This window comes from Mycobacterium colombiense, assembly GCF_003284975.1.
Lineage (GTDB): Bacteria > Actinomycetota > Actinomycetes > Mycobacteriales > Mycobacteriaceae > Mycobacterium > Mycobacterium europaeum_A.
The window spans coordinates 1-21,853 of record NZ_QMEU01000048.1; the positions used below are offsets into that span (position 1 = coordinate 1).

General features: G+C 67.2%; 20 protein-coding genes and 2 pseudogenes. 15 read left to right on the forward strand and 7 right to left on the reverse strand.

The window, feature by feature from the left end; genetic code table 11:
* Window positions 1-608: hypothetical protein (locus DQP58_RS15905; protein WP_112709276.1), on the reverse strand; the 608-nt coding region annotated here is incomplete at its 3' end.
* A 318-nt stretch (window positions 609-926) separates the two neighbouring features.
* Here DQP58_RS15905 and arc point away from each other — a divergent pair.
* A complete protein-coding gene (gene arc / locus DQP58_RS15910; protein WP_112709301.1) occupies window positions 927-2,756 on the forward strand; it encodes a proteasome ATPase in 1,830 nt (609 codons plus the stop codon).
* A gap of 28 nt (window positions 2,757-2,784) precedes the next feature.
* Here the strand turns inward: arc and DQP58_RS15915 are convergent, their stop codons facing one another.
* Window positions 2,785-3,429 (reverse strand): hypothetical protein, encoded by a 645-nt coding sequence (locus tag DQP58_RS15915; protein WP_112709277.1) that lies wholly within the window; start codon window positions 3,427-3,429, stop codon window positions 2,785-2,787.
* A 156-nt stretch (window positions 3,430-3,585) separates the two neighbouring features.
* A pseudogene (locus tag DQP58_RS27625) lies at window positions 3,586-3,663 on the reverse strand (hypothetical protein); the annotation flags it as partial.
* 180 nt (window positions 3,664-3,843) lie between these two features.
* On the opposite strand from DQP58_RS27625, the gene dop reads away from it, so the two are divergent.
* From dop to pafA, 5 genes are all read left to right on the forward strand, one after another.
* Window positions 3,844-5,352 carry a pup deamidase/depupylase gene (gene dop / locus DQP58_RS15920; protein WP_112709278.1) on the forward strand — a complete coding sequence of 503 codons (1,509 nt, stop codon included), beginning with the start codon at window positions 3,844-3,846 and terminating at the stop codon, window positions 5,350-5,352.
* A gap of 117 nt (window positions 5,353-5,469) precedes the next feature.
* Window positions 5,470-5,664, forward strand: coding sequence for a ubiquitin-like protein Pup (locus DQP58_RS15925; RefSeq protein WP_066860430.1), 195 nt, complete (start codon window positions 5,470-5,472; stop codon window positions 5,662-5,664).
* Window positions 5,661-6,551, forward strand: coding sequence for a proteasome subunit beta (prcB, locus tag DQP58_RS15930; RefSeq protein WP_430916127.1), 891 nt, complete (start codon window positions 5,661-5,663; stop codon window positions 6,549-6,551). Before DQP58_RS15925 ends, prcB begins: the two co-directional genes overlap by 4 nt.
* Window positions 6,548-7,312 (forward strand): proteasome subunit alpha, encoded by a 765-nt coding sequence (gene prcA / locus DQP58_RS15935; protein WP_112709279.1) that lies wholly within the window; start codon window positions 6,548-6,550, stop codon window positions 7,310-7,312. Before prcB ends, prcA begins: the two co-directional genes overlap by 4 nt.
* Window positions 7,313-7,522: 210 nt before the next feature.
* Window positions 7,523-8,881 carry a Pup--protein ligase gene (gene pafA / locus DQP58_RS15940; RefSeq protein ID WP_112709280.1) on the forward strand — a complete coding sequence of 453 codons (1,359 nt, stop codon included), beginning with the start codon at window positions 7,523-7,525 and terminating at the stop codon, window positions 8,879-8,881.
* A 194-nt stretch (window positions 8,882-9,075) separates the two neighbouring features.
* Here the strand turns inward: pafA and DQP58_RS15945 are convergent, their stop codons facing one another.
* Together DQP58_RS15945 and DQP58_RS15950 are read right to left on the reverse strand one after the other, a co-directional pair.
* Entirely contained in the window at window positions 9,076-9,246 is a 171-nt protein-coding gene (locus DQP58_RS15945; RefSeq protein ID WP_112709281.1) for a CsbD family protein, read from the reverse strand.
* Between the two features lie 173 nt (window positions 9,247-9,419).
* Window positions 9,420-9,737 (reverse strand): hypothetical protein, encoded by a 318-nt coding sequence (locus DQP58_RS15950; RefSeq protein WP_112709282.1) that lies wholly within the window; start codon window positions 9,735-9,737, stop codon window positions 9,420-9,422.
* Window positions 9,738-10,293: 556 nt separating this feature from the next.
* On the opposite strand from DQP58_RS15950, the pseudogene DQP58_RS27630 reads away from it, so the two are divergent.
* Together DQP58_RS27630 and DQP58_RS15960 are read left to right on the forward strand one after the other, a co-directional pair.
* Window positions 10,294-10,713, forward strand: a pseudogene (locus tag DQP58_RS27630) (alpha/beta fold hydrolase); the annotation flags it as partial.
* Window positions 10,714-10,927: 214 nt separating this feature from the next.
* Entirely contained in the window at window positions 10,928-11,632 is a 705-nt protein-coding gene (locus DQP58_RS15960) for a GAF and ANTAR domain-containing protein (protein WP_240629853.1), read from the forward strand.
* 10 nt (window positions 11,633-11,642) lie between these two features.
* Here DQP58_RS15960 and DQP58_RS15965 read toward each other — a convergent pair whose 3' ends face one another.
* Window positions 11,643-12,449 carry a GAF and ANTAR domain-containing protein gene (locus DQP58_RS15965; RefSeq protein WP_112709285.1) on the reverse strand — a complete coding sequence of 269 codons (807 nt, stop codon included), beginning with the start codon at window positions 12,447-12,449 and terminating at the stop codon, window positions 11,643-11,645.
* Between the two features lie 121 nt (window positions 12,450-12,570).
* Between DQP58_RS15965 and DQP58_RS15970 the strand changes: the two genes are divergently transcribed.
* From DQP58_RS15970 to DQP58_RS15995, 6 genes are all read left to right on the forward strand, one after another.
* Complete coding sequence (locus DQP58_RS15970) at window positions 12,571-13,611, forward strand: helix-turn-helix transcriptional regulator (RefSeq protein WP_112709286.1); 1,041 nt, start codon at window positions 12,571-12,573, stop codon at window positions 13,609-13,611.
* A 49-nt stretch (window positions 13,612-13,660) separates the two neighbouring features.
* Window positions 13,661-14,629, forward strand: a complete 969-nt coding sequence (locus tag DQP58_RS15975) for a helix-turn-helix transcriptional regulator (protein ID WP_112709287.1) — start codon at window positions 13,661-13,663, stop codon at window positions 14,627-14,629.
* A 99-nt stretch (window positions 14,630-14,728) separates the two neighbouring features.
* A complete protein-coding gene (gene tatA / locus DQP58_RS15980; RefSeq protein ID WP_112709288.1) occupies window positions 14,729-15,004 on the forward strand; it encodes a Sec-independent protein translocase subunit TatA in 276 nt (91 codons plus the stop codon).
* Between the two features lie 46 nt (window positions 15,005-15,050).
* Window positions 15,051-16,007, forward strand: coding sequence for a twin-arginine translocase subunit TatC (tatC, locus tag DQP58_RS15985; protein WP_112709289.1), 957 nt, complete (start codon window positions 15,051-15,053; stop codon window positions 16,005-16,007).
* Window positions 15,997-18,792: a DEAD/DEAH box helicase gene (locus tag DQP58_RS15990; protein WP_112709290.1), complete on the forward strand. Its 2,796-nt coding sequence runs from the start codon at window positions 15,997-15,999 to the stop codon at window positions 18,790-18,792. The genes tatC and DQP58_RS15990 overlap by 11 nt, the downstream gene beginning before the upstream one ends.
* A gap of 65 nt (window positions 18,793-18,857) precedes the next feature.
* Window positions 18,858-19,622, forward strand: a complete 765-nt coding sequence (locus DQP58_RS15995) for a DUF4333 domain-containing protein (protein WP_066864663.1) — start codon at window positions 18,858-18,860, stop codon at window positions 19,620-19,622.
* Between the two features lie 12 nt (window positions 19,623-19,634).
* On the opposite strand, the gene DQP58_RS16000 is transcribed toward DQP58_RS15995, so the two are convergent.
* Window positions 19,635-20,588, reverse strand: coding sequence for a 5'-3' exonuclease (locus DQP58_RS16000; protein ID WP_112709291.1), 954 nt, complete (start codon window positions 20,586-20,588; stop codon window positions 19,635-19,637).
* Between the two features lie 104 nt (window positions 20,589-20,692).
* Here DQP58_RS16000 and DQP58_RS16005 point away from each other — a divergent pair, with 104 nt between their 5' ends.
* Window positions 20,693-21,820, forward strand: coding sequence for a M24 family metallopeptidase (locus DQP58_RS16005; protein ID WP_112709292.1), 1,128 nt, complete (start codon window positions 20,693-20,695; stop codon window positions 21,818-21,820).
* Window positions 21,821-21,853 lie beyond the last annotated feature (33 nt).

Sequence of the window (21,853 nt, forward strand, 5' to 3'; positions counted from 1 at the left end):
GCGGGGGCCGGTGCCGGGGCGGGCTCGGGTGGTGGCGGCGCGGGTGCCGGGGGCGGCAAGGGGGCGGGCGACGGGGCGCCCGAAGTCGGAGCGGACGGCGACTTTCCCATCGCCAACAGCATTTCGGCGGTGTGTCGCGATAGTTGCCAGCCGCCCTGGAAGGGGGTGAACTCCATCGGGAAGGTGAAGCTGGCGTTGTTGGCCTGGGCGGTGTGAACGGCGATGGTGGCCTTCACGTTCGACGGATTCTTGTCCGACCACGCGATGTCGTTCGCGTTGAAAGTCATCGGCAGATAGCCGTTGTCGCGCAGAGCGTTGGTGAATTTGTCCAGGGTGGCCGCGCTCTCCGGCGCCGCGCCTTCCACCAGATTCACCTTGCTGGCACCCGGAACGTTCGGGTCGGCGAGCCGCGTGAGCACGTCGGTGAGGGCCTCGGGCGGCGGCAGGGGAGCCGGGTTGGGCGCGGCAACCTGGCTCGACGTGGCCGGTGCGAGCGAAGACGCGGGCGACGAGCCGGTGTTCGGGTGCGGCGACGACGAACATGCCGCGAGTCCGACCGCCGCCAAGGCGGCGGCGGCGCTCAGCGCTACGGGCAGTGGCCGGTGCATCCAGTCGGTCGGCCGGCTAAACGCCTATGGCCGCTTCGCGAACGAAGGGTGTCGCTAAGGTCGGGCCGATGGGTGCAACGGAAGTCACACCGGCGGAGGGGGCGACGACGGCGACGCGAGTCGAGCCTGTGGCGAGGCTTTTTGCGGTCACGCTGGCACCTCCTGAGGCCCTTTCGATCATCACGATTAGTGGCCGAGATTACCAGCGTGACGAAAATCTTAACTTTTCGTGGGTATTTGACTCCGCACATCAATCGGCAATCGCCGGTAGCTTTGAAGTATCCGCCGCACCAATTCGGTGTGGGAAAGGAGCGCAAGATGGGTAGCTCAGAGCGTTCTGAAGCTTTCGGAACACCGCACGAATCAGACATGTCCAGCGGCGACGAGGCCGAGTTGGAGCAACTACGCCGCGAGGCAGCCATGTTGCGCGAGCAACTCGAGCACGCCGTCGGCTCGCATGGCGGTGCCCGCTCCGCCCGCGATGTGCATCAGCTCGAAGCGCGCATCGACTCGCTCGCGTCGCGGAACTCGAAGTTGATGGAGACCCTCAAAGAGGCTCGCCAGCAACTGCTTGCGCTGCGTGAGGAAGTCGATCGGCTGGGGCAGCCGCCCAGCGGTTACGGCGTCCTGCTCGGCACGCACGAGGACGACACGGTCGACGTGTTCACCTCCGGCCGCAAGATGCGGCTGACGTGCTCGCCGAACATCGAAGTTCCGTTGCTGCGCAAGGGGCAGACGGTCCGGCTCAACGAGGCCCTGACCGTCGTGGAGGCCGGCACGTTCGAATCGGTTGGCGAAATCTCCACGTTGCGTGAGCTCCTGGCCGACGGGCACCGGGCCTTGGTCGTCGGGCACGCCGACGAGGAGCGCATCGTGTGGCTGGCCGAGCCGCTGGTTGCCGAGGACCTACCCGAGGGGCATCCCGACGCGCTGAACGACGACACCCGGCCGCGCAGGCTGCGGCCCGGCGACTCGCTGTTGGTCGACACCAAGGCGGGGTACGCCTTCGAGCGGATCCCCAAGGCCGAGGTCGAGGACCTGGTGCTCGAAGAGGTGCCCGACGTCAGCTACGAGGACATCGGTGGCCTGACCCGCCAGATCGAGCAGATCCGCGACGCGGTGGAGCTGCCGTTCCTGCACAAGGAGCTGTACCGCGAGTACGCACTGCGCCCGCCCAAAGGTGTGCTGCTCTACGGTCCGCCCGGTTGCGGTAAGACGCTGATCGCCAAGGCCGTGGCCAACTCGCTGGCCAAGAAGATGGCCGAGGTGCGCGGCGACGACGCCCGCGAGGCCAAGTCCTACTTCTTGAACATCAAGGGACCCGAGCTGCTCAACAAGTTCGTCGGTGAGACCGAGCGGCACATCCGGCTGATCTTCCAGCGCGCTCGCGAGAAGGCGTCGGAAGGCACACCGGTGATCGTGTTCTTCGACGAGATGGACTCGATCTTCCGCACCCGTGGCACCGGTGTCTCCTCGGACGTCGAGACGACCGTGGTCCCGCAGCTGCTCAGTGAGATCGACGGTGTCGAGGGCCTGGAGAACGTCATCGTGATCGGTGCGTCCAACCGCGAGGACATGATCGACCCGGCGATCCTGCGGCCCGGCCGTCTGGACGTGAAGATCAAGATCGAGCGGCCGGATGCCGAAGCGGCGCAAGACATCTTCTCGAAGTACTTGGTCGAGACGCTGCCGGTGCACAGCGACGACCTGGCCGAGTTCGACGGCGACCGGTCGGCATGCATCAAGGCGATGATCGAAAAGGTCGTCGACCGGATGTACGCCGAGATCGACGACAACCGGTTCCTGGAGGTCACCTACGCCAACGGCGACAAGGAAGTCATGTACTTCAAGGACTTCAACTCCGGGGCGATGATCCAGAACGTCGTCGACCGCGCGAAGAAGAACGCGATCAAGTCGGTGCTCGAAACCGGCCAGCCCGGTCTGCGCATCCAGCACCTGCTGGACTCGATCGTCGACGAGTTCGCCGAGAACGAGGACCTGCCCAACACCACCAACCCCGATGACTGGGCGCGGATTTCGGGCAAGAAGGGCGAGCGGATCGTGTACATCCGCACCCTGGTGACCGGCAAGAGCTCGAGCGCGTCGCGGGCTATCGACACCGAATCCAACCTGGGCCAGTACCTGTAGGGCTCGGCACGGGCTGAGCCCTTGGGGCTCAGTCGGTCACCAGCGAATAGCTGTTGGTCAGGTTGTCCTGCAGCACCTGGGCGGGCCGCTGGGTCGTGTCCACGCGCAGTTCTTCGGTGAGGACCCGCGATTGATACGACCACCCGGCCGGCAGGTCGAGCCGGTCGGCAAGGCCCGGTAGGTCGTCGCGCGACAGAGTGGCGTCGGCGACCTGGCTCCAGGTCTGCATCACCCAGTGCCGGCTCTGTGGATCGATGAGTTCGAACACCTGCTGGCCGGCGTTGAAGACGAACACAGTGTGGCGACTGACCGTGTTGGCGACATACGGCGCCGGGTTCATCGACGACAACAGCACGGTGGCCTGCTGGATCATCTCGATACCGCCAAAGGACTTGGTGATCTGCGGCCCCCGCGCCTGCTTTTCGATGGCGTTCATCAGCCAATACCGGGGACCGTTGAGCAGGGCCGCGGCCGCGCCGTGTTCGGTGGCGATGGCGTGCGCGTCCAGCGCCGACCACAGCTCCTGGGGACAGTCGTTGAGCGGGAAGCTGTTGTAAACCGTTGCCTGCGGCCCCGCCTCGCCGGGCGTTACCAGGAGTACCTCGCCGTAGCGCTTCCCGGACAGGTCGAGTGCGTGCTTACCGACCGCGCGGCCGGATTCGGGGGCGGACACTCCGGTGAAATTAATCACTGGTACCGGTGCCGTCAACATGACGGACGGCGACCCTGGCGGCGCCGATAGCGGTTGCGTGCACCAGGGTGGTCTGCAGGTCGCCGATCAGTGGGTCGAGGAAGGTGGACCGGTATTCGGCGTCGCCGGCCGCGCGGGCGCCCGAACGGCCAAGGAGCCCACCGTCGCAAGATGCGACAGCATCATCCGCGCGGCCCGTCCGAGGACCGACCCAATCCGCAATGCCGGGTCACCCTCCGGCCGGCGGCTCACCCACCCGGCCTAATCGAAAACGTTGCCGGACCGACGGTTTGCGGACATCGGTGGGGCCCCGGGCTCGCCCGGGCGAATCGCATCGGCCGGCTCCCGCGCGCCCCGCCGCGCGGGCCACTTCGTCGCCCGGCCTACGCTTAGGTCATGCAACGGATTATCGGGACGGAGGTCGAATACGGCATTTCATCGCCATCGGACCCGACAGCCAATCCGATCCTCACGTCGACGCAGGCGGTTTTGGCGTATGCGGCCGCAGCGGGCATCCAGCGCGCCAAGCGCACCCGCTGGGATTATGAGGTGGAATCGCCCTTGCGGGATGCCCGCGGCTTCGACCTGAGCCGCTCGGCCGGCCCGCCCCCGGTGGTCGACGCCGACGAGGTCGGCGCGGCCAACATGATCCTGACCAACGGCGCGCGGCTCTACGTCGACCACGCGCATCCCGAATACTCCGCCCCCGAGTGCACCGACCCGCTGGACGCGGTGATCTGGGACAAGGCCGGCGAGCGCGTCATGGAGGCCGCCGCACGCCACGTCGCCAGCGTGCCGGGGGCCGCGAAACTGCAGCTCTACAAGAACAACGTCGACGGCAAGGGCGCGTCCTACGGCTCGCACGAGAACTATCTGATGTCGCGGCAAACGCCGTTTTCGGCCATCATCGCCGGGCTGACCCCCTTTCTGGTCTCCCGACAGGTGGTCACCGGCTCGGGCAGGGTCGGCATCGGCCCCTCCGGAGACGAGCCCGGCTTCCAGTTGTCCCAGCGCTCGGACTACATCGAGGTCGAGGTCGGCCTGGAAACCACGCTCAAGCGCGGCATCATCAACACCCGCGACGAGCCGCACGCCGACGCCGATCGGTACCGGCGGCTGCACGTCATCATCGGCGACGCGAACCTCGCCGAGACGTCGACCTATCTGAAGCTGGGCACCACCGCGCTGGTACTGGACCTGATCGAAGAGGGCCCGGCGCACGGCATCGACCTGAGCGACCTGGCGCTGGCGCGGCCGGTGCATGCGGTGCACGCGATCAGCCGCGACCCGTCGCTGCGCGCCGCCGTGGCGCTGGCCGACGGCCGGGAGCTGACGGGTCTTGCGCTGCAACGGGTTTACCTCGATCGGGTGGCCAAGCTGGTCGACAGCCGCGACCCCGATCCGCGCGCGTCCGACGTCGTCGAAACCTGGGCGCACGTGCTCGACCAGCTCGAGCGCGACCCGATGGAATGCGCCGAAATCCTCGACTGGCCGGCCAAGCTGCGCCTGCTCGAAGGGTTTAGGCAGCGCGAGAATCTGAGCTGGTCGGCGCCGCGGCTGCACCTGGTGGACCTGCAATATTCCGACGTCCGGCTGGACAAGGGCCTCTACAACCGGCTCGTCGCGCGCGGTTCGATGAAGCGCCTGGTGAGCGAGCACCAGGTGCTCGAAGCGGTGGACAAGCCGCCGACGGACACCCGCGCCTACTTCCGCGGGGAGTGCCTGCGCCGATTCGGCGCCGACATCGCCGCGGCCAGCTGGGACTCGGTGATTTTCGATCTGGGTGGTGATTCCCTGGTCCGGATCCCGACGTTAGAGCCGCTGCGCGGCAGCAAAGCCCACGTCGGGGCGCTGCTGGACTCGGTGGACAGCGCCGCCCAACTGGTCGAACAACTCACCAGCTAGGTGCCGGTTAACCCCGGGAACGTCGGGGTCGACCGGTAGGCTAGGAAAGACCAACGGGCAGTGTGGCTTGATCGGTAACCAGCCATTCAACGGGCCCAGACAACGCAGGAGGCGGCGATGGCTCAGGAGCAGACCAAGCGTGGCGGTGGTGGCGACGACGAAGACGATGTCGCCGGCAGCACCGCCGCGGGCCAAGAACGCCGGGAGAAGCTAGCCGAGGACACCGACGATCTGCTGGACGAGATCGACGACGTCCTCGAGGAGAACGCCGAGGACTTCGTTCGCGCGTATGTCCAAAAGGGCGGACAGTGACCTGGCCTTTCTCTGATCGCCTGTCCACCAATTCCGCAGTTCCGGGCTACGCACCTCCAAGAAGCCCCGCTATAGACCTCTCGTCGTTTGCTGATCTGTTGCGTCGGCAGGCGCCGGAATTGCTGCCGGCGAGCCTGTCGGGCACGCAGTCGGATGGCGCCACGCGGCAGCTGCCGCACGGCACCACCATCGTCGCGCTGAAATACCCCGGCGGCGTGGTGCTGGCCGGCGATCGGCGCTCGACGCAGGGCAACATGATCGCCGGGCGCGACGTCAAGAAGGTGTACATCACCGACGACTACACGGCCACCGGCATCGCCGGCACTGCCGCGATCGCGGTGGAGTTCGCCCGCCTGTATGCGGTGGAACTCGAGCATTACGAGAAGCTCGAGGGCGTGCCGCTCACGTTCGCCGGCAAGGTGAACCGGCTGGCCATCATGGTGCGGGGAAACCTGGCCGCCGCGATGCAGGGTCTGATCGCCTTGCCGCTGCTGGTGGGCTACGACATCGATGCGCCCGACCCCGAAGGTGCCGGGCGCATCGTGTCTTTCGACGCCGCCGGTGGCTGGAACCTGGAAGAGGAGGGCTACCAGTCGGTGGGGTCGGGCTCGATTTTCGCCAAGTCGTCGATGAAGAAGTTGTACTCGCAAGTCACCGACGCCGACTCCGCGGTGCGCGTCGCCATCGAGGCGCTCTACGACGCGGCCGATGACGATTCCGCCACCGGCGGACCGGATCTGGTGCGCGGCATCTACCCGACCGCGGTCACCATCGGCCCCGAGGGGGCGCTCGACGTGCCGGAGAGCCGCATCGCCGAATTGGCCCGCGAAGTGATCCAAAGCCGTTCGCGCGCTGACACTTTCGGCCCCGATGGTGGTGAGAAGTGAGCTTCCCGTATTTCATCTCGCCTGAGCAGGCGATGCGTGAGCGCAGCGAGCTCGCGCGCAAGGGCATCGCCCGGGGCAAGAGCGTGGTCGCGCTGGCCTACGCCGGTGGTGTGCTCTTCGTCGCGGAGAACCCGTCGCGGTCGCTGCAGAAGATCAGCGAACTCTACGATCGCGTGGGCTTCGCGGCCGCAGGCAAGTTCAACGAATTCGACAACTTGCGCCGGGGCGGGATTCAATTCGCCGACACTCGCGGCTACGCCTACGACCGTCGCGACGTCACCGGCCGCCAGCTCGCCTATGTCTACGCGCAGACTCTGGGCAGCATCTTCACTGAGCAAGCCAAGCCGTACGAGGTGGAATTGTGTGTCGCCGAGGTCGCGCACTACGGCGAGAGTAAACCGCCAGAGCTGTACCGGATCACCTACGACGGCTCGATCGCCGACGAGCCACATTTCGTCGTGATGGGTGGCACCACCGAACCGATCGTGACGGCGCTCAAGCAGTCTTACGCCGAGAACGCCGATCTGCGTGAGGCCACCCGCATCGCCGTCAAAGCCCTGCGGGCCGGCAGCGAAGCCTCGAATGGCGACCAGGGCGCCCTGGACGTCGGCAGCCTGGAAGTCGCCATCCTGGACGTCAACCGGCCGCGACGGGCGTTCCGGCGGATTAATCGCGCCGCTCTGGAGGATTTGCTGCGCGACCTGGATTCCAACGGCTCGGCAGGCGACGGCGAGGTATCCGGCGGGGAATCCGCCGACTAGACATCCTGGGCGACCACATGTCGCGGACTCCAACGGGGCTGTTGGTGCTGAAGATGCAGGTGAGCCGCGAGTTAAACGCTACCCCGGTGTGGGCGGGCAGCCGCCCGCGCGCGCCCGGCGCGGCCTCCCGGAGGCCTCCCAAGAACTTCGTCGGATCGATACGCGCGGCTTGCTCACCGTCCCGGTCGGACAACCAGTACGCTCGATTACGTGCAGCGACGAATCATGGGCATCGAGACCGAGTTCGGGGTCACCTGCACATTTCATGGGCACCGGCGGCTCAGCCCGGACGAGGTGGCCCGCTACTTATTCCGCCGTGTCGTGTCCTGGGGCCGCAGCTCCAATGTTTTCCTGCGTAACGGCGCCCGCCTCTACCTCGACGTGGGCAGCCACCCGGAGTACGCGACCGCCGAGTGTGACAGCCTGGTGCAGCTGGTCACCCACGACCGTGCGGGGGAGTGGGTGCTGGAAGACCTGCTCGTCGACGCCGAGCAGCGGCTGGCCGACGAGGGCATCGGCGGCGACATCTACCTGTTCAAGAACAACACCGACTCGGCGGGCAACTCCTACGGGTGCCACGAGAACTACCTGATCGTTCGGGCCGGTGAGTTCTCCCGGATCTCCGACGTGCTGTTGCCGTTCCTGGTCACCCGCCAACTGATCTGCGGCGCCGGCAAGGTGCTGCAGACCCCCAAGGCCGCGACGTTCTGTCTTTCGCAACGCGCCGAGCACATCTGGGAAGGCGTCTCGTCGGCCACCACGCGCAGCCGACCGATCATCAACACCCGCGACGAGCCGCACGCCGACGCCGAGAAATACCGGCGGCTCCACGTGATCGTCGGCGACTCCAACATGTGCGAGACCACCACCATGCTCAAGGTGGGCACCGCCGCGCTGGTGCTAGAGATGATCGAAGCTGGCGTCCCGTTCCGGGACTTCTCGCTGGACAACCCTATTCGCGCCATCCGCGAGGTCAGCCACGACGTCACCGGCCGTCGGCCGGTGCGGCTGGCGGGCGGGCGTCAGGCCAGCGCGCTGGACATCCAGCGCGAGTACTACAGCCGCGCCGTCGAGCACCTGCAGACCCGCGAACCCAACGCGCAGATCGAGCAGATCGTCGACCTGTGGGGCCGCCAGCTCGACGCAGTCGAGAGCCAGGACTTCGCCAAGGTGGACACCGAGATCGACTGGGTGATCAAGCGCAAACTCTTCCAGCGCTACCAGGACCGCTACAACATGGAGCTGTCTGACCCCAAGATCGCCCAGCTGGATCTGGCCTACCACGACATCAAGCGCGGGCGCGGCGTCTTCGACCTGTTGCAGCGCAAGGGTCTCGCCACCCGCGTCACCACCGACGAGGACATCGCGCAGGCGGTCGACAACCCGCCGCAGACCACCCGCGCGCGGTTGCGCGGCGAGTTCATCAGCGCCGCCCAGGCCGCCGGCCGTGACTTCACCGTCGACTGGGTGCACCTCAAGCTCAACGACCAGGCGCAGCGCACCGTGCTGTGCAAGGACCCGTTCCGGGCGGTCGACGAGCGGGTCAAGCGCCTGATCGCGAGCATGTAGCGCGTTGTAGACCCCAGCGCGGTGACCGCGCCGGCTTCGGCGGCGGTGGCGCCTGCGGGCGGGCGAGGCTTCGAGGCCGTTTTATCGTAGGGATTGCGCGAACTATGTTGTCGCGCTGAAGCTTTGAGAAACCGCGGTGATGGTCAAAATCAATGTGGCCGCCGCCGATCAGCGGCGGCCACATCCAAGAAGGGTTATTTGAATGCGTCCTTGACGTTTTCTCCGGCCTTCTTCACGCTGGACTTGGTTTGGTCCTTCTTGCCTTCGCCCTCGGTGTCCTTGTCGCCAGTCACTTTGCCGGCCTGCTCCTTGGCTTTGCCTGCGGCGTCCTGCGCGGCATTCTTAACCTTGTCGGTCATTCCCATGGTGTGTCCCTTCTATGGTGGCCAGCCGCGAATTGCGGATGACTAAGGACGACCCCAGCGGGGTCCTCCTGTGCTCGCAACCGGGTCAGCCCCGGATGCGAGAGACCGTGCTATTGCTCTGTGCCACAAGTCAATACAGCCAAGTAGACACGATGTTATGGCGACAAGCGTGACTAGTCGTCGCCGCGGGTGCGACTACTGCACTTCGCTAGGCCGCGGCTGATCATGTAGCCGATGCTGAGCAACACGACGTAGAACCATGCCCGATCGGCCAGGAAGTAGTCCGCGTGCCCGTCGGTCGCCTTGACCAGGTACGACGCGAGTAGCACACCGGTGACAGCTGCGACGAAGACGGCGAACTCGGATGTCTTGAATGAGGCTTTTGTCTCGCTGCCAGGGCGTGAGCGGGCACGACGGACATCGGTGTCCTCGGCACTGTATGCGGTCGGGGCGTTGGGACGGCGCGCGTCGGTGGGGTTGCTAGTAGCCATTTCATTCCTAAATTGTGTGGAGCTGTCGTAGTGTTCGACCCAGTTGGTCGGGCGGGCACCTCGACAGAGTTTCGGTGAAAGCCATTGACAGCAGCGATGATTCACGCCGCAGTCAAATGCCGTTGTTGATTCAGACAGCGCAGCATTGAATTGCGCCCAGTTTGCGTCGGGGGACGCTACGACGCCCCCGGAATCGACTGGTTTGTTAGGTGCCCGGCTTGAGCAGATAATTGCGGCTCATACTTAACCGCTCCGGACTGGTAGGAACCAACAAGAGCAACGCTACGCGCTGTTGGGCCATTTGGCTACCACAGCAATTGGATCCGACTTCGCCGGTTCGTGTCTGGGGAACCGGGTACCCTCTGTCTCGGTTGATGCACCAGCTGGCCAGACTGACCTCGCCCATGCGCGGATTCGGCGGCGTCCTCGGTGAGGCGTCGGATATCCCTGGTATTTCGGTGAATTAGAGCTTGGAGCTGGTCGCAATGTCTTCGTCTTCGTCGTCACTGAGCAATTGGCGGACCGCGCCGGGTCAACACATTCGCGACCGTCGGATGTGGCTGGCCGGCGGCACCATTGCCTACACCATGGCGGGGACGGACCACCGTTGCTGCTCATCCACGGCCTGGGCGGCAATCGCCATACGCGGCAGCATCTGCTGCCTGGTCTCGCGCGCAATCACACTGTGATCGCGCCCGATCTGCCCGGGCACGGGGATTCGGACGCACCGCCTGGCGACTATTCATTGGGAGCGCATGCCACTGCACTGCGCGACCTGCTGCTGGCGCTGGAAGTATGTCGTGTGTCGATCGCAGGCCACAGTCTGGGCGGTGGTGTCGCGCTGCAAACCGCGTATCAGTTCCCAGAACGCGTCGATCGGCTCATACTCATCAGTACCGGTGGGCTAGGGCCTGAGGTCAGCTATCTGCTTCGTGCGGCGACACCGCCCGGCGCTGACGCGGTTTCAGCGGCGCTTTTCACACTCCCCGCGGCACTGACGAAACGCTTGCTCGCGATCGTTCCGTCGTTGGTGTCCGGCGCCGACGCCGACTCGATTGTCGTTGTGCTGCAAGGGCTCCGGGATGGCCCACCGCGAAATGCGTTTATCCGCACTGCCCGCTCCGTGATCAACTGGCGTGGCCAGTCGGTTAGCGCCGCGCGTCAACTTGGCCCTACTCCGCGATGTTCCGGTGCTCGTCGCGTGGGGGGCCACCGACACCACCATTCCACCGCGACACCATCTGGCGCTCGCGGAGCGCGTACCGCACGCAGTGATGGTCGAGATCAGCGATGCCGGCCGTTACCCGCACGAAACCGCCACCGGCGCGCTGCTGCCGGCCATCGAGACGTTTCTCAGGTCGACCGACGAGGGGCCGTGTCTGGAGTGTTATGCCAGCGGACAGCCGGTTTCGATGTCCGACCTCGCCGCGGCCTCAGTGCGGTGGCCGCGGTTCGCTCCCGCGGCCATTGACGCCGGCTTCGCCTCGGTGCATGCCGTGCCCATGCGTGCGGCCGGCATCGTCCTCGGCGCATTGGGTCTGTTCGATACTCAACCGGGTGAACTCAACGACGCTGATCTACTCGTCGGCCAAAGCCTGGCTCACATCGCGTGCGTCGCGATTTTGCAGGAACGCGCCCCGACTGCATCGACGGTGGTGCCCCGTCTGCATGCAGTGCTGGCTTGCCGTGTGGTGATCGAGCAGGCCAAAGGCTTCGTGCGCGAGCGCCTCGATGTGTCGGTGGAACAAGCGTTCACACTGTTGCGTGGTTACGCGGGGACCCACCGCGTCCATCTGACCGATGTCTCGCGACAGCTGATTTCTGAGCCCAATGCACGCCCTGCCATCCTCGCGGCGATGACAGCCACGAACGCCGCGCCGTCGGCACGGCTCTAACCGAGGCTCCTCAGCTTTGGTCCAGGTGCGCGCGGGCGCGGCGTACCGAAATGTCGACCACTCGCTCGGCGATCACATGCAGTTTGACGTTCTCGTCCTGACTGATCTTGACCAGCCGGTCGAACGCCTCCTTGGCGCTTGTTCCGGATCGGCCACGAATGATGCCGATCGCCTGGTCGATCACCGACCGGCTACCCAGCGCACGCTGCAGCTGCTCGGCCCGTCGCCGGGCCTGCATCAGCAACCGCGCGTTATGGATCGACACAGCGGCAGGTCCGGCGAACTTCTCGCCCAGTGTCGCAGCGCGTTCGTCGAATGCGTCGAGGCCATAGGCATAGGCATTGATCACTCCGATCACCTCCCCGCGGAGCACCAGTGGCAGGGACAACGCGGAGTTCACGCCCAACCGCGCGGCGGCGGCGCCGAAGCGTGGCCAACGCGTGTCGGCACGGATTGATCCGCTGATGCATAACCGCTGGGTGCGCAGAGAGCTGATGCAGGGCCCCTCACTGTGGGTGTCGTACTGCAAGCGGTCGAGTTCACGAATGAAGTCCGCGGTCGCCGCCCACGATGCGATAAGCAGTGGCTTGGACGGGTGGACCATGGTCACACCGGCACCGTCGGCGCCCGGAATCGCGTGGACGGCAAATTCGGCCACCTCGGTAAGTAATTCGTCCACCGTCAATGCATCGACCACTATCCGGGACAATCCGGTCAGTGACGCATCCAAATCGTCAGCGTCGGCGCCGCTTTGTGCCTGGGTGAGGTCTGGCAACTCGGGCGCAGGGCGGCCGGGCTGGAATTCATACTCGGCCAATGCCGCACTCCCTTATTGGTCCGTCGCAATCCCACAGGGTTTCCGGCGCCTTGGTCAGTCAAACTAGGCGACGAGACCTGCCCAGCTGAGGTTGCTTTGCCGCACCCCTAAGCTGCTATAGGTGGCGACGTCAAAAGTCGAACGGCTGATGAATCTGGTCATTGCCCTGCTGTCCACCCGCGGCTACATCTCGGCGGAGAAGATCAGGTCGAGCGTGGCGGGCTACTCGGACAGCGCCAGCGCCGAGGCGTTCTCCCGCATGTTCGAGCGGGACAAGAACGAGCTGCGCGACCTTGGCATCCCGCTCGAGGTCGGACGCGCGTCGGCCTTCGACCCCACCGAGGGTTATCGGATCAACCGCGACGCCTACGCGCTCGCGCCGGTCGACCTGACCCCCGACGAGGCGGCCGCGGTCGCCGTTGCGACGCAGCTGTGGGAGTCGCCCGAGCTGATCACCGCGACCCAGGGCGCGCTGCTCAAGTTGCGCGCGGCCGGCGTCGACGTCGATCCTGACGCGCCGGTCGCCATCGCGTCGCCGGCCGGGGTGCCCGGTCTGCGCGGGTCGGAAGAAGTTCTCGGAATCCTGTTGTCCGCCATCGACTCCCGCCAGGCGGTGCAGTTTCAGCACCGACCCTCGCGGGCCGAGCCATACGCCACCCGCACCGTCGAGCCCTGGGGAGTGGTCACCGAGAAGGGCCGCTGGTATCTGGTGGGCCACGACCGCGACCGCGACGCCACCCGGACCTTCCGGCTTTCCCGGATCGGCCCGGACGTCACCCCGATCGGGCCGCCGGGCGCCGTCACCGTGCCGAAAGACGTCGACCTGCGCAAGATCGTGGCCCAGACGGTCACCGAAGTGTCGACGGCGCCGACCGTCGGGCGGGCGCGAGTGTGGGTGGCCGACGGGCGGGCCACCGCGCTGCGGCGTGCCGGCAGGCCCGTCGATGCCCGCCAGCTCGGCGGTCGCGACGGCGAGGTGATCGAACTCGACATCTCCTTCGCCGACCAGCTGGCGCGCGACATTGCCGGGTACGGGCCCGACGCCCTGGTGCTCGAACCGCAATCGCTGCGCGACGACGTGCTGGTCCGGCTGCGCGCGCATGCGGGCGGGGACGCCGTCGGGGCGGGGCAACCGCCCAGCCGCGGGGGAGTGTCCGCGTGACTCGCGCCCGCGACGATGCAGAGCGCAGCGATGGAGAGGAGTGGCGCCAGTGACTCCGATCTCCACCCGGCTGATCCGGCTGTTGAACATGGTCCCGTACTTCCAGGCCAACCCCCGGGTTACCCGAGCCAAGGCGGCCGCGGATCTCGGGGTGTCGGCCAAGCAGCTCGAAGACGACCTCAACCAGCTGTGGATGTGTGGGCTGCCCGGCTACTTCCCGGGGGATCTCATCGATTTCGAGTTCTCCGGAGACACCATCGAGGTGACCTTCTCCGCGGGAATCGACCGCCCGCTCAAGCTCACCTCGCCGGAGGCCACCGGGCTGCTGGTCGCGTTGCGGGCGCTCGCCGACATTCCCGGCGTCGTCGACCCCGAGGCCGCGCGCAGCGCCATCGCCAAGATCGAGGGCGCCGCCGGAGCCCGGGCGCACGACGCTTCGGCCGCGGCGACGGCCGTCGACGAGCCCGCGCCGGTGGAGAACCGGGCCGCCGCCGCGGTGCGTGCGGCCGTGCAGTCCAAGCACGCGTTGGCCATCGACTACTACTCCGCCTCCCACGACACCCTGACCAGCCGGGTTGTCGACCCCATTCGGGTACTGTTGATCGGCGGCCACAGCTATCTGGAGGCCTGGTCACGCGAGGCCGAAGGCGTTCGGCTGTTCCGCTTCGACCGGATCGTGGACGCCAGCGAGCTCGACGAGCCGGCCGCGCCGCCCGAGCCGGCGCTGCATGCACCGCCGGACACCTCGCTGTTCGACGGCGACCCGGCGCTGCCGTCGGCCAGGCTGCGCGTGGGCTCCGCGGCGTCCTGGATGTTCGAGTACTACCCGATGCGCGACGTGCGCGAGCTGCCGGACGGATCCTGCGAGGCGGTGATGACCTATGCCTCCGAGGATTGGATGACCCGGCTGGTGCTGGGCTTCGGCCCCGACGTGCAGGTGCTGGCACCCGCGTCGCTGGCGCAGCGGGTGCGCGATACGGCGGCGGCCGCCCTGACCGCCTACGACGCCATGAACTGACAAAAGTCCAGGCGAGATGGTCCCCCGCGACGCGGCGCGGGCCCACCGCCACATGGCCCCGCTGCGGTAGCATCGGGTCAACGTCTGGAGGTAATCAAAGTGGGCAGTCTTAGTCCGTGGCACTGGGCGATCCTCGCGGTCGTGGTGATCTTGCTGTTCGGCGCCAAGAAGCTCCCCGATGCGGCGCGTTCGTTGGGCAAGTCGATGCGGATCTTCAAGTCCGAACTGCGCGAGATGCAGACCGAGAACAAGGCGGAAGCGCCATCCCTGGAAACCCCGTCGACCCCGCCGGCCGCCCCCCAGCCCGTGCAGTCGCAGCGGGTCGAGGCGCCGGCGCCCAGCGAGCAGGGGCACAGCGAAGCACGTCCCGCCTAGCCGTCACCATCGTCGCGCGCTGCCCGAGCGCCACTGACCGAGCATCGTGAAAGTCTTCAAGGTTTCAGCGCGCACTACCGGCCTGCTGAGGCGCCTCAACCCTCGTAACCGTCGCAGCCGAACCAACCCGGATGCGACCATGTCGCTGGTCGATCACCTGACCGAGCTGCGCACCCGGCTGCTGATCTCCCTGGCCGCGATTCTGCTGACCACGATTTTCGGCTTCGTCTGGTACTCGCATTCGATTTTCGGCCTGGAAAGCCTCGGCGAGTGGCTTCGCCATCCCTACTGTTCGCTGCCGCAATCGGCGCGCGCCGAGATCAGCGCAGGCGGCCAGTGCCGGCTGCTTGCCACCGCGCCGTTCGACCAGTTCATGCTGCGGCTCAAGGTCGGCCTGACGGCGGGAGTGGTGCTGGCCTGCCCGGTGTGGTTCTACCAGCTCTGGGCGTTCATCACGCCCGGGCTCTATCAAAAGGAACGCCGCTTCGCGATCGCGTTCGTGATCCCCGCCGTGTTGCTGTTCGTCGTCGGCGCGGTGCTGGCCTACTTCGTACTGGCCAAGGCACTGGGCTTTTTGCTGACCGTCGGCAGCGACGTCCAGGTGACCGCGCTGAGCGGCGACCGATATTTCGGCTTCCTGATCAACCTGCTGGTGGTCTTCGGCGTCAGCTTCGAATTCCCGCTGCTCATCGTCATGCTCAACACCATCGGGATGCTGCCCTATGAGCGGCTCAAGGCGTGGCGGCGCGGCCTGATCTTCGCGATGTTCGCGTTCGCCGCGGTCTTCACGCCCGGATCCGACCCGTTCTCGATGACCGCCCTCGGGTTGGCGCTCTCGGTCCTCCTGGAGTTCGCCATTCAGATCGCTCGGCTGCACGACAGGCGCAAGGCCAAGCGTGAAGCCCAGGCCGTGATTCCCGACGACGAAGCATCGGTGATCGAACCGCCCACCGCGATACCCGAGCCGTCGCTGTCCGCCGGGCAACACGACGATGTCACCTGATCCGTCGCCGCCCGCCGACCTCGCGGAGCTGGTGGAGCTCACCCGGTTCACCGCCGATCTGCCCTTCGCGCTGGACAACTTTCAGCATCGGGCGTGCGCGGCGCTCGAACGAGGCCACGGCGTGCTGGTGTGCGCGCCGACCGGCGCCGGCAAGACGGTGGTCGGCGAATTCGCGGTGCACCTGGCGTTGGCATCGGGCGGCAAGTGCTTCTACACCACGCCACTGAAAGCGCTGAGCAACCAGAAGCACACCGACCTGACGGCGCGCTACGGCCGCGACCGCATCGGCCTGCTCACCGGGGACATGTCGGTGAACGCCGACGCGCCCGTGGTCGTCATGACCACCGAAGTGCTGCGCAACATGCTTTACGCGGATTCGCCTGCGCTGCACGGGCTTTCGTATGTGGTGATGGACGAGGTGCATTTCCTGGCCGACCGGATGCGGGGCCCGGTGTGGGAGGAGGTGATCCTGCACCTGCCCGACGAGGTGCGGGTGGTCAGCCTCTCGGCGACGGTGAGCAACGCCGAGGAATTCGGTGGCTGGATCCAGACCGTGCGCGGCGATACGACGGTCGTGGTCGACGAACATCGGCCGGTGCCGCTGTGGCAGCACGTGTTGGTGGGCAAGCGCCTGCTGGATCTATTCGACTACGACAACGAGAAACCGGCCGCGGACCGTCAGCCGCGTGTCAATCCCGAACTGCTGCGCCACATCTCGCACCGCCGTGAGGCGGATCGCATGACAGATTGGCAACCGCGTCGCCGGGGTTCGGGACGGCCGTCGCGGCCGCGCTTCTACCGGACGCCAGGGCGGCCGGACGTGATCGCCACCCTGGATTCCGAGGGGCTGCTGCCGGCGATCACGTTCGTGTTCTCCCGGGCCGGCTGTGACGCCGCCGTCCAGCAATGCCTGCGCTCGCCCCTGCAGCTGACCACCCAGGAGGAGCGCGCGCAGATCGCCGAGGTGATCGAGCACCGCTGCGGCGACCTCGCCGACGCCGATCTGGGCGTGCTCGGCTACTACGAGTGGCGCGAGGGCCTGCTGCGTGGCCTGGCGGCCCATCATGCCGGCATGCTGCCCGTCTTCCGCCACACGGTCGAAGAACTGTTCACCGCCGGACTGGTCAGGGCGGTGTTCGCCACCGAGACCCTGGCGCTCGGGATCAACATGCCCGCCCGCACGGTGGTGCTCGAACGGCTGGTGAAGTTTAACGGCGAGCAGCACGTGGCGCTGACACCGGGGGAGTACACCCAGCTCACCGGCCGCGCCGGGCGGCGCGGCATCGACGTCGAGGGGCACGCGGTGGTGCTGTGGAATCCCACCGAGGAGACCACCGAGCCCTCCGCGGTGGCCGGGCTGGCCTCCACCCGCACCTTCCCGCTGCGCAGCTCGTTCGCCCCGTCGTACAACATGACCATCAACCTGGTCCAGCAGATGGGTCCCGAGCAGGCACACCGGTTGCTGGAGCAGTCATTCGCGCAGTACCAGGCCGACCGCTCGGTCGTCGGGTTGGTCCGCGGCATCGAGCGCGGCACCGGGATGCTCGACGAGATCGCCGCGGAGATCGGCGGACCCAAGGCGCCGATCCTCGAATACGCCCGAATGCGTGCCCGCATCGGCGAGATGGAGCGCGCGCAGTCCCGCGCATCCCGGCTGCAACGGCGGCAGGCCGCCAGCGATGCGCTGGCCGCGCTGCGCCGCGGCGACATCATCAACATCACCCACGGCCGGCGCGGCGGCCTGGCCGTGGTGCTGGAATCGGCCCGCGACAGCACCGACCCGCGACCGTTGGTGCTCACCGAAAATCGTTGGGCCGGAAGGATTTCCTCGGCCGACTATTCGGGCGTGTCAGCGCCGGTCGGTTCCATGTCGCTGCCCAAGAGGGTCGAACACCGGCAGCCCCGGGTCCGGCGTGACCTGGCGTCGGCGCTGCGATCGGCCGCCGCCGGGCTGACCATCCCGGCCCGGCGCCGAGGCGGCCGGGGGGACTCCGACGGTGAATACGGTGCTTTCCACGACCCCGAGTTGGCGTCGCTGCGCGAGGCGCTGCGCCGGCACCCGTCGCACAACAAGCCTGGTGTGGAGGAACAAGTCAGGCAGGCCGAGCGCTATCTGCGGATCGAACGCGATAACGCGCAATTGGAGAAAAAGGTTGCGGCGGCCACCAATTCGCTGGCCCGGACCTTCGACCGGATCGTTGGGTTGCTCACCGAGCGCGGCTTCATCGAGGCGCGCGACGGCGACCCGCGCGTCACCGACGACGGCCGGCTGCTGGCACGCATCTACAGCGAAAGCGACCTGCTGGTGGCCGAATGCCTGCGCACCGGCGCGTGGTCGGGCCTGAAGCCCGCCGAACTCGCGGCGGTCGTGTCGTCGGTCCTGTACGAAACCCGGGGCGGCGAGGGGCCGGGGGCGGGTTTTGCGGCCGACGCGCCCACTCAGCAACTGCGCCAAGCGCTGCAGCAGACCTCGAGGCTGTCGACGGCGCTGCGCGCCGATGAGCAAACGCACCGGATCGCGCCGAGTCGCGAGCCCGACGACGGCTTCGTCAACGTCATCTACCGCTGGGCCCGCACCGGCGACCTGGCGGCGGCGCTGGCGGCCGTCGACCCGGCCGGCACGGGGTCGCCCCTGCTGGCGGGGGATTTCGTGCGCTGGTGCCGCCAGGCGCTCGACCTGCTGGACCAGGTCCGCAACGCCGCCCCGGACCCCGAGTTACGGGCCACCGCCAAGCGGGCTATCAACGACATTCGGCGCGGCGTCGTTGCAGTTGACGCCGGGTAGGCTAGGCCGGAGCTACCGTTAAGCGGCGATAGTGCATGCCAAGACACAAGGGCTGAGGGAGAAAGATGAGCGGACCGCAGGGATCGGACCAGCAGTGGCAGCCGCCCGGTCAAGGTCAAGGTAGCGATCACTCGTCAGAGCCGACTCAGGTGGCACCCACCTGGCAGGAGCAGTCGAACCAGGAGACGTCGTGGCAGGCCCCCGCCTACACCCCGCCCGCCGACTACCCGCAGTATCAGCAGCCGGCTGAACAGGCCTATCCGCAGCAGTATCCCCAGCAGCAGCCGGGCTATGCCCAACCGGGGCAGTACGGTCAGCCCGGCCAGTATGCCCAGCCCGGGCAGTACGCCCAGCCGGGCCAGTACGGCCAACCCGGCCAGTATCCGCAGCCGGGGCAGTATGGCCAGCCGGGTCAGTACCCCCAACCCGGCCAGTACGGCCAGCCGGGCCAGTACCCGCAGCAGTACCCCGGTTATGAGCAGCCCGGCAAGAAGCGGCCCGTCGGCCTCATCGCCGGTGTCGGCGGCGCGATCGCGTTTCTGCTCATCGCGGTGGTGTTGGTACTCGGTTTTTGGCAGCCCGGGTTCTTCGTCACCACCAAGCTGGACGTCAATAAGGCGCAGGCCGGGGTCCAGCAGGTGCTCAGCGACGAAACCAACGGCTACGGCGCGAAGAACGTCCAGAACGTCAAGTGCAACCACGGCCAGAACCCCACCGTCAAGAAGGGCGCAACGTTCGACTGCGACGTCAGCATCGACGGCGCGCCCAAGCACGTGACGGTGACCTTTCAGGACAACAAGGGCACCTACGAGGTCGGCCGGCCGCAGTAGCCGCCGGCCCGATCAGTCCGGCAGCCCGTCCAGGGCCTTTTGCAGGCGGGCGACCGACGAGCCGACGCCCAGCTCGGTCGCCAGTTCGGCGGTGCGTCGCGGATGGGCTGCGACCAACGGTATTTCGTCGGTGGACGTCGAGAAGGTGACGGGCGCGTCGGTGGCCACCCGCACCACTTTGCCGGCCGCCTCGATGTAGTCCAGCGCCCCGAGCAGTTTGGTGCGGATACCCTTGGCCATCTTGGACTTCGGGTCGTGGGTGGCGGCCAGGATCCGCTCCAGGGAGCCGTGCTGGGCCAGCAGCGTCGCCGCGGTCTTCACACCGACGCCCGGCACCCCGGGCAGGCCGTCGGACGGGTCGCCGCGCAGCAGCGCGAGTTCGGCATAGGCGGGGCCGGCGCGATCCACGGGGACGCCGTAGTGTTCGGCCACCTCGGCGGGCCCGAACAACGTGGCCTTGCTCAGCCCGCGGCCGAGGTAGAGCACCCGGACCGGGACGGGATCGTCCGACACCACCTGCAGCAGGTCGCGGTCGCCGCTGACCACCACCACCGGGTCCTGGCGTTCCCGGGCCGCCAGGGTGCCCAGAACGTCGTCGGCCTCGTAGCCCTGCGCGCCGGCCGTCGGAATCCCGTATGCGTCAAGGAGTTCGGCGATCATGTCGATCTGTGGCGTCAGGTCGTCCGGGACCTCCTCGACGTCTGGCTCGTCCTGCGGATCCTCCACGGCCACGCGGTGGGCCTTGTAGGACGGGACGAGGTCCACCCGGAACTGGGGACGCCAATCGAGGTCCAGGCAGACGGCCAGCCGGCTGGGCCGCTGCTGAGTGATGACCACGGCCATGGAGTCGATGAACCCCCGAACGGCGTTGACCGGCCGGCCGTCGGGCGCGGTGATCGAGGACGGCACCCCGAAATACGAGCGGAACCACATGCTGGCGCCGTCGAGCAGCACGAGTGGTCGCATGCGGGTTATCGTCTCATGCCGCCCAGCGTGGAGTTGTTATCGCCTGTCGGCGGGAATCCGCGCGACGAGTCGACACTCGGCAGGCGGGGGTTAGCCTGACTGCCATGGAGTCTCACCGCTTCGACGCAGCAGTATACGAACGCCGGCTGACGGCCGCCGCGGTGGCAGCCGCCGATGCGGGCCTGGCTGGGCTGGTGATCACACCGGGCTATGACCTGCGCTACCTCGTCGGGTCACGCGCACAGACCCTGGAGCGGTTCACCGCGCTGGTGTTGCCCGCCTCGGGCGAGCCGACGGTGGTGGTGCCGCGTCTCGAGCTGGCCTCGCTGAAGGAATCGGCCATCGCCGAACTCGGCCTGACGGTGCGGGATTGGGTCGACGGCGACAATCCCTACGAGCTGGTGGGCTCCGCGTTGGGCGGTATCCCCGCCGCGACCGCCGTCACCGACGCCATGCCGGCGTTGCACCTGCTGCCGCTGGCCGAAGTGCTCGGGGTGCTACCGGTGCTGGCCACCGACGTGTTGCGCACGCTGCGTATGGTCAAGGAGGAATGCGAAGTCGACGCGCTTCGCAAGGCCGGTGCGGCCATCGATCGGGTGCACGCCCGGGTGCCGGAGTTCCTGATCCCGGGCCGCACCGAGGCCGACGTGGCCGCCGACATCGCGGAAGCCATTGTGGCCGAGGGCCATTCGGAGGTCGCGTTCATCATCGTCGGATCCGGGCCGCACGGCGCCGACCCGCACCACGGGTATTCGGATCGCGAACTGCAGGTCGGTGACATCGTCGTCGTCGACATCGGTGGTGCGTACGAGCCCGGTTACAACTCCGACTCCACCCGCACCTACAGCATCGGTGAGCCGGATCCCGAAGTCGTGCAACAGTATTCGGTGCTGCAACGCGCCCAGCGCGCCGCGTATGACGCGGTGCGTCCGGGGGTGACGGCCGAGCAGGTCGACGCCGCCGCCCGTGACGTGCTGGCGTCCCAAGGGCTGGCCGAGTACTTCGTGCACCGCACCGGGCACGGCATCGGGTTGTCGGTGCACGAAGAGCCCTACATCGTCGCCGGAAACGATCTGCCCCTGGCCGAGGGCATGGCCTTCTCGATCGAGCCGGGCATCTATTTTCCGGGCCGTTGGGGCGCTCGGATCGAGGACATCGTCGTCGTCACCCCCGAGGGCGCCTCGGCCGTGAACAACCGGCCGCACGAACTGATCGTGGTTTCGGTGGCCTGACCGACGCGTCACCGGGTCCGCGTAGGTTGGGCC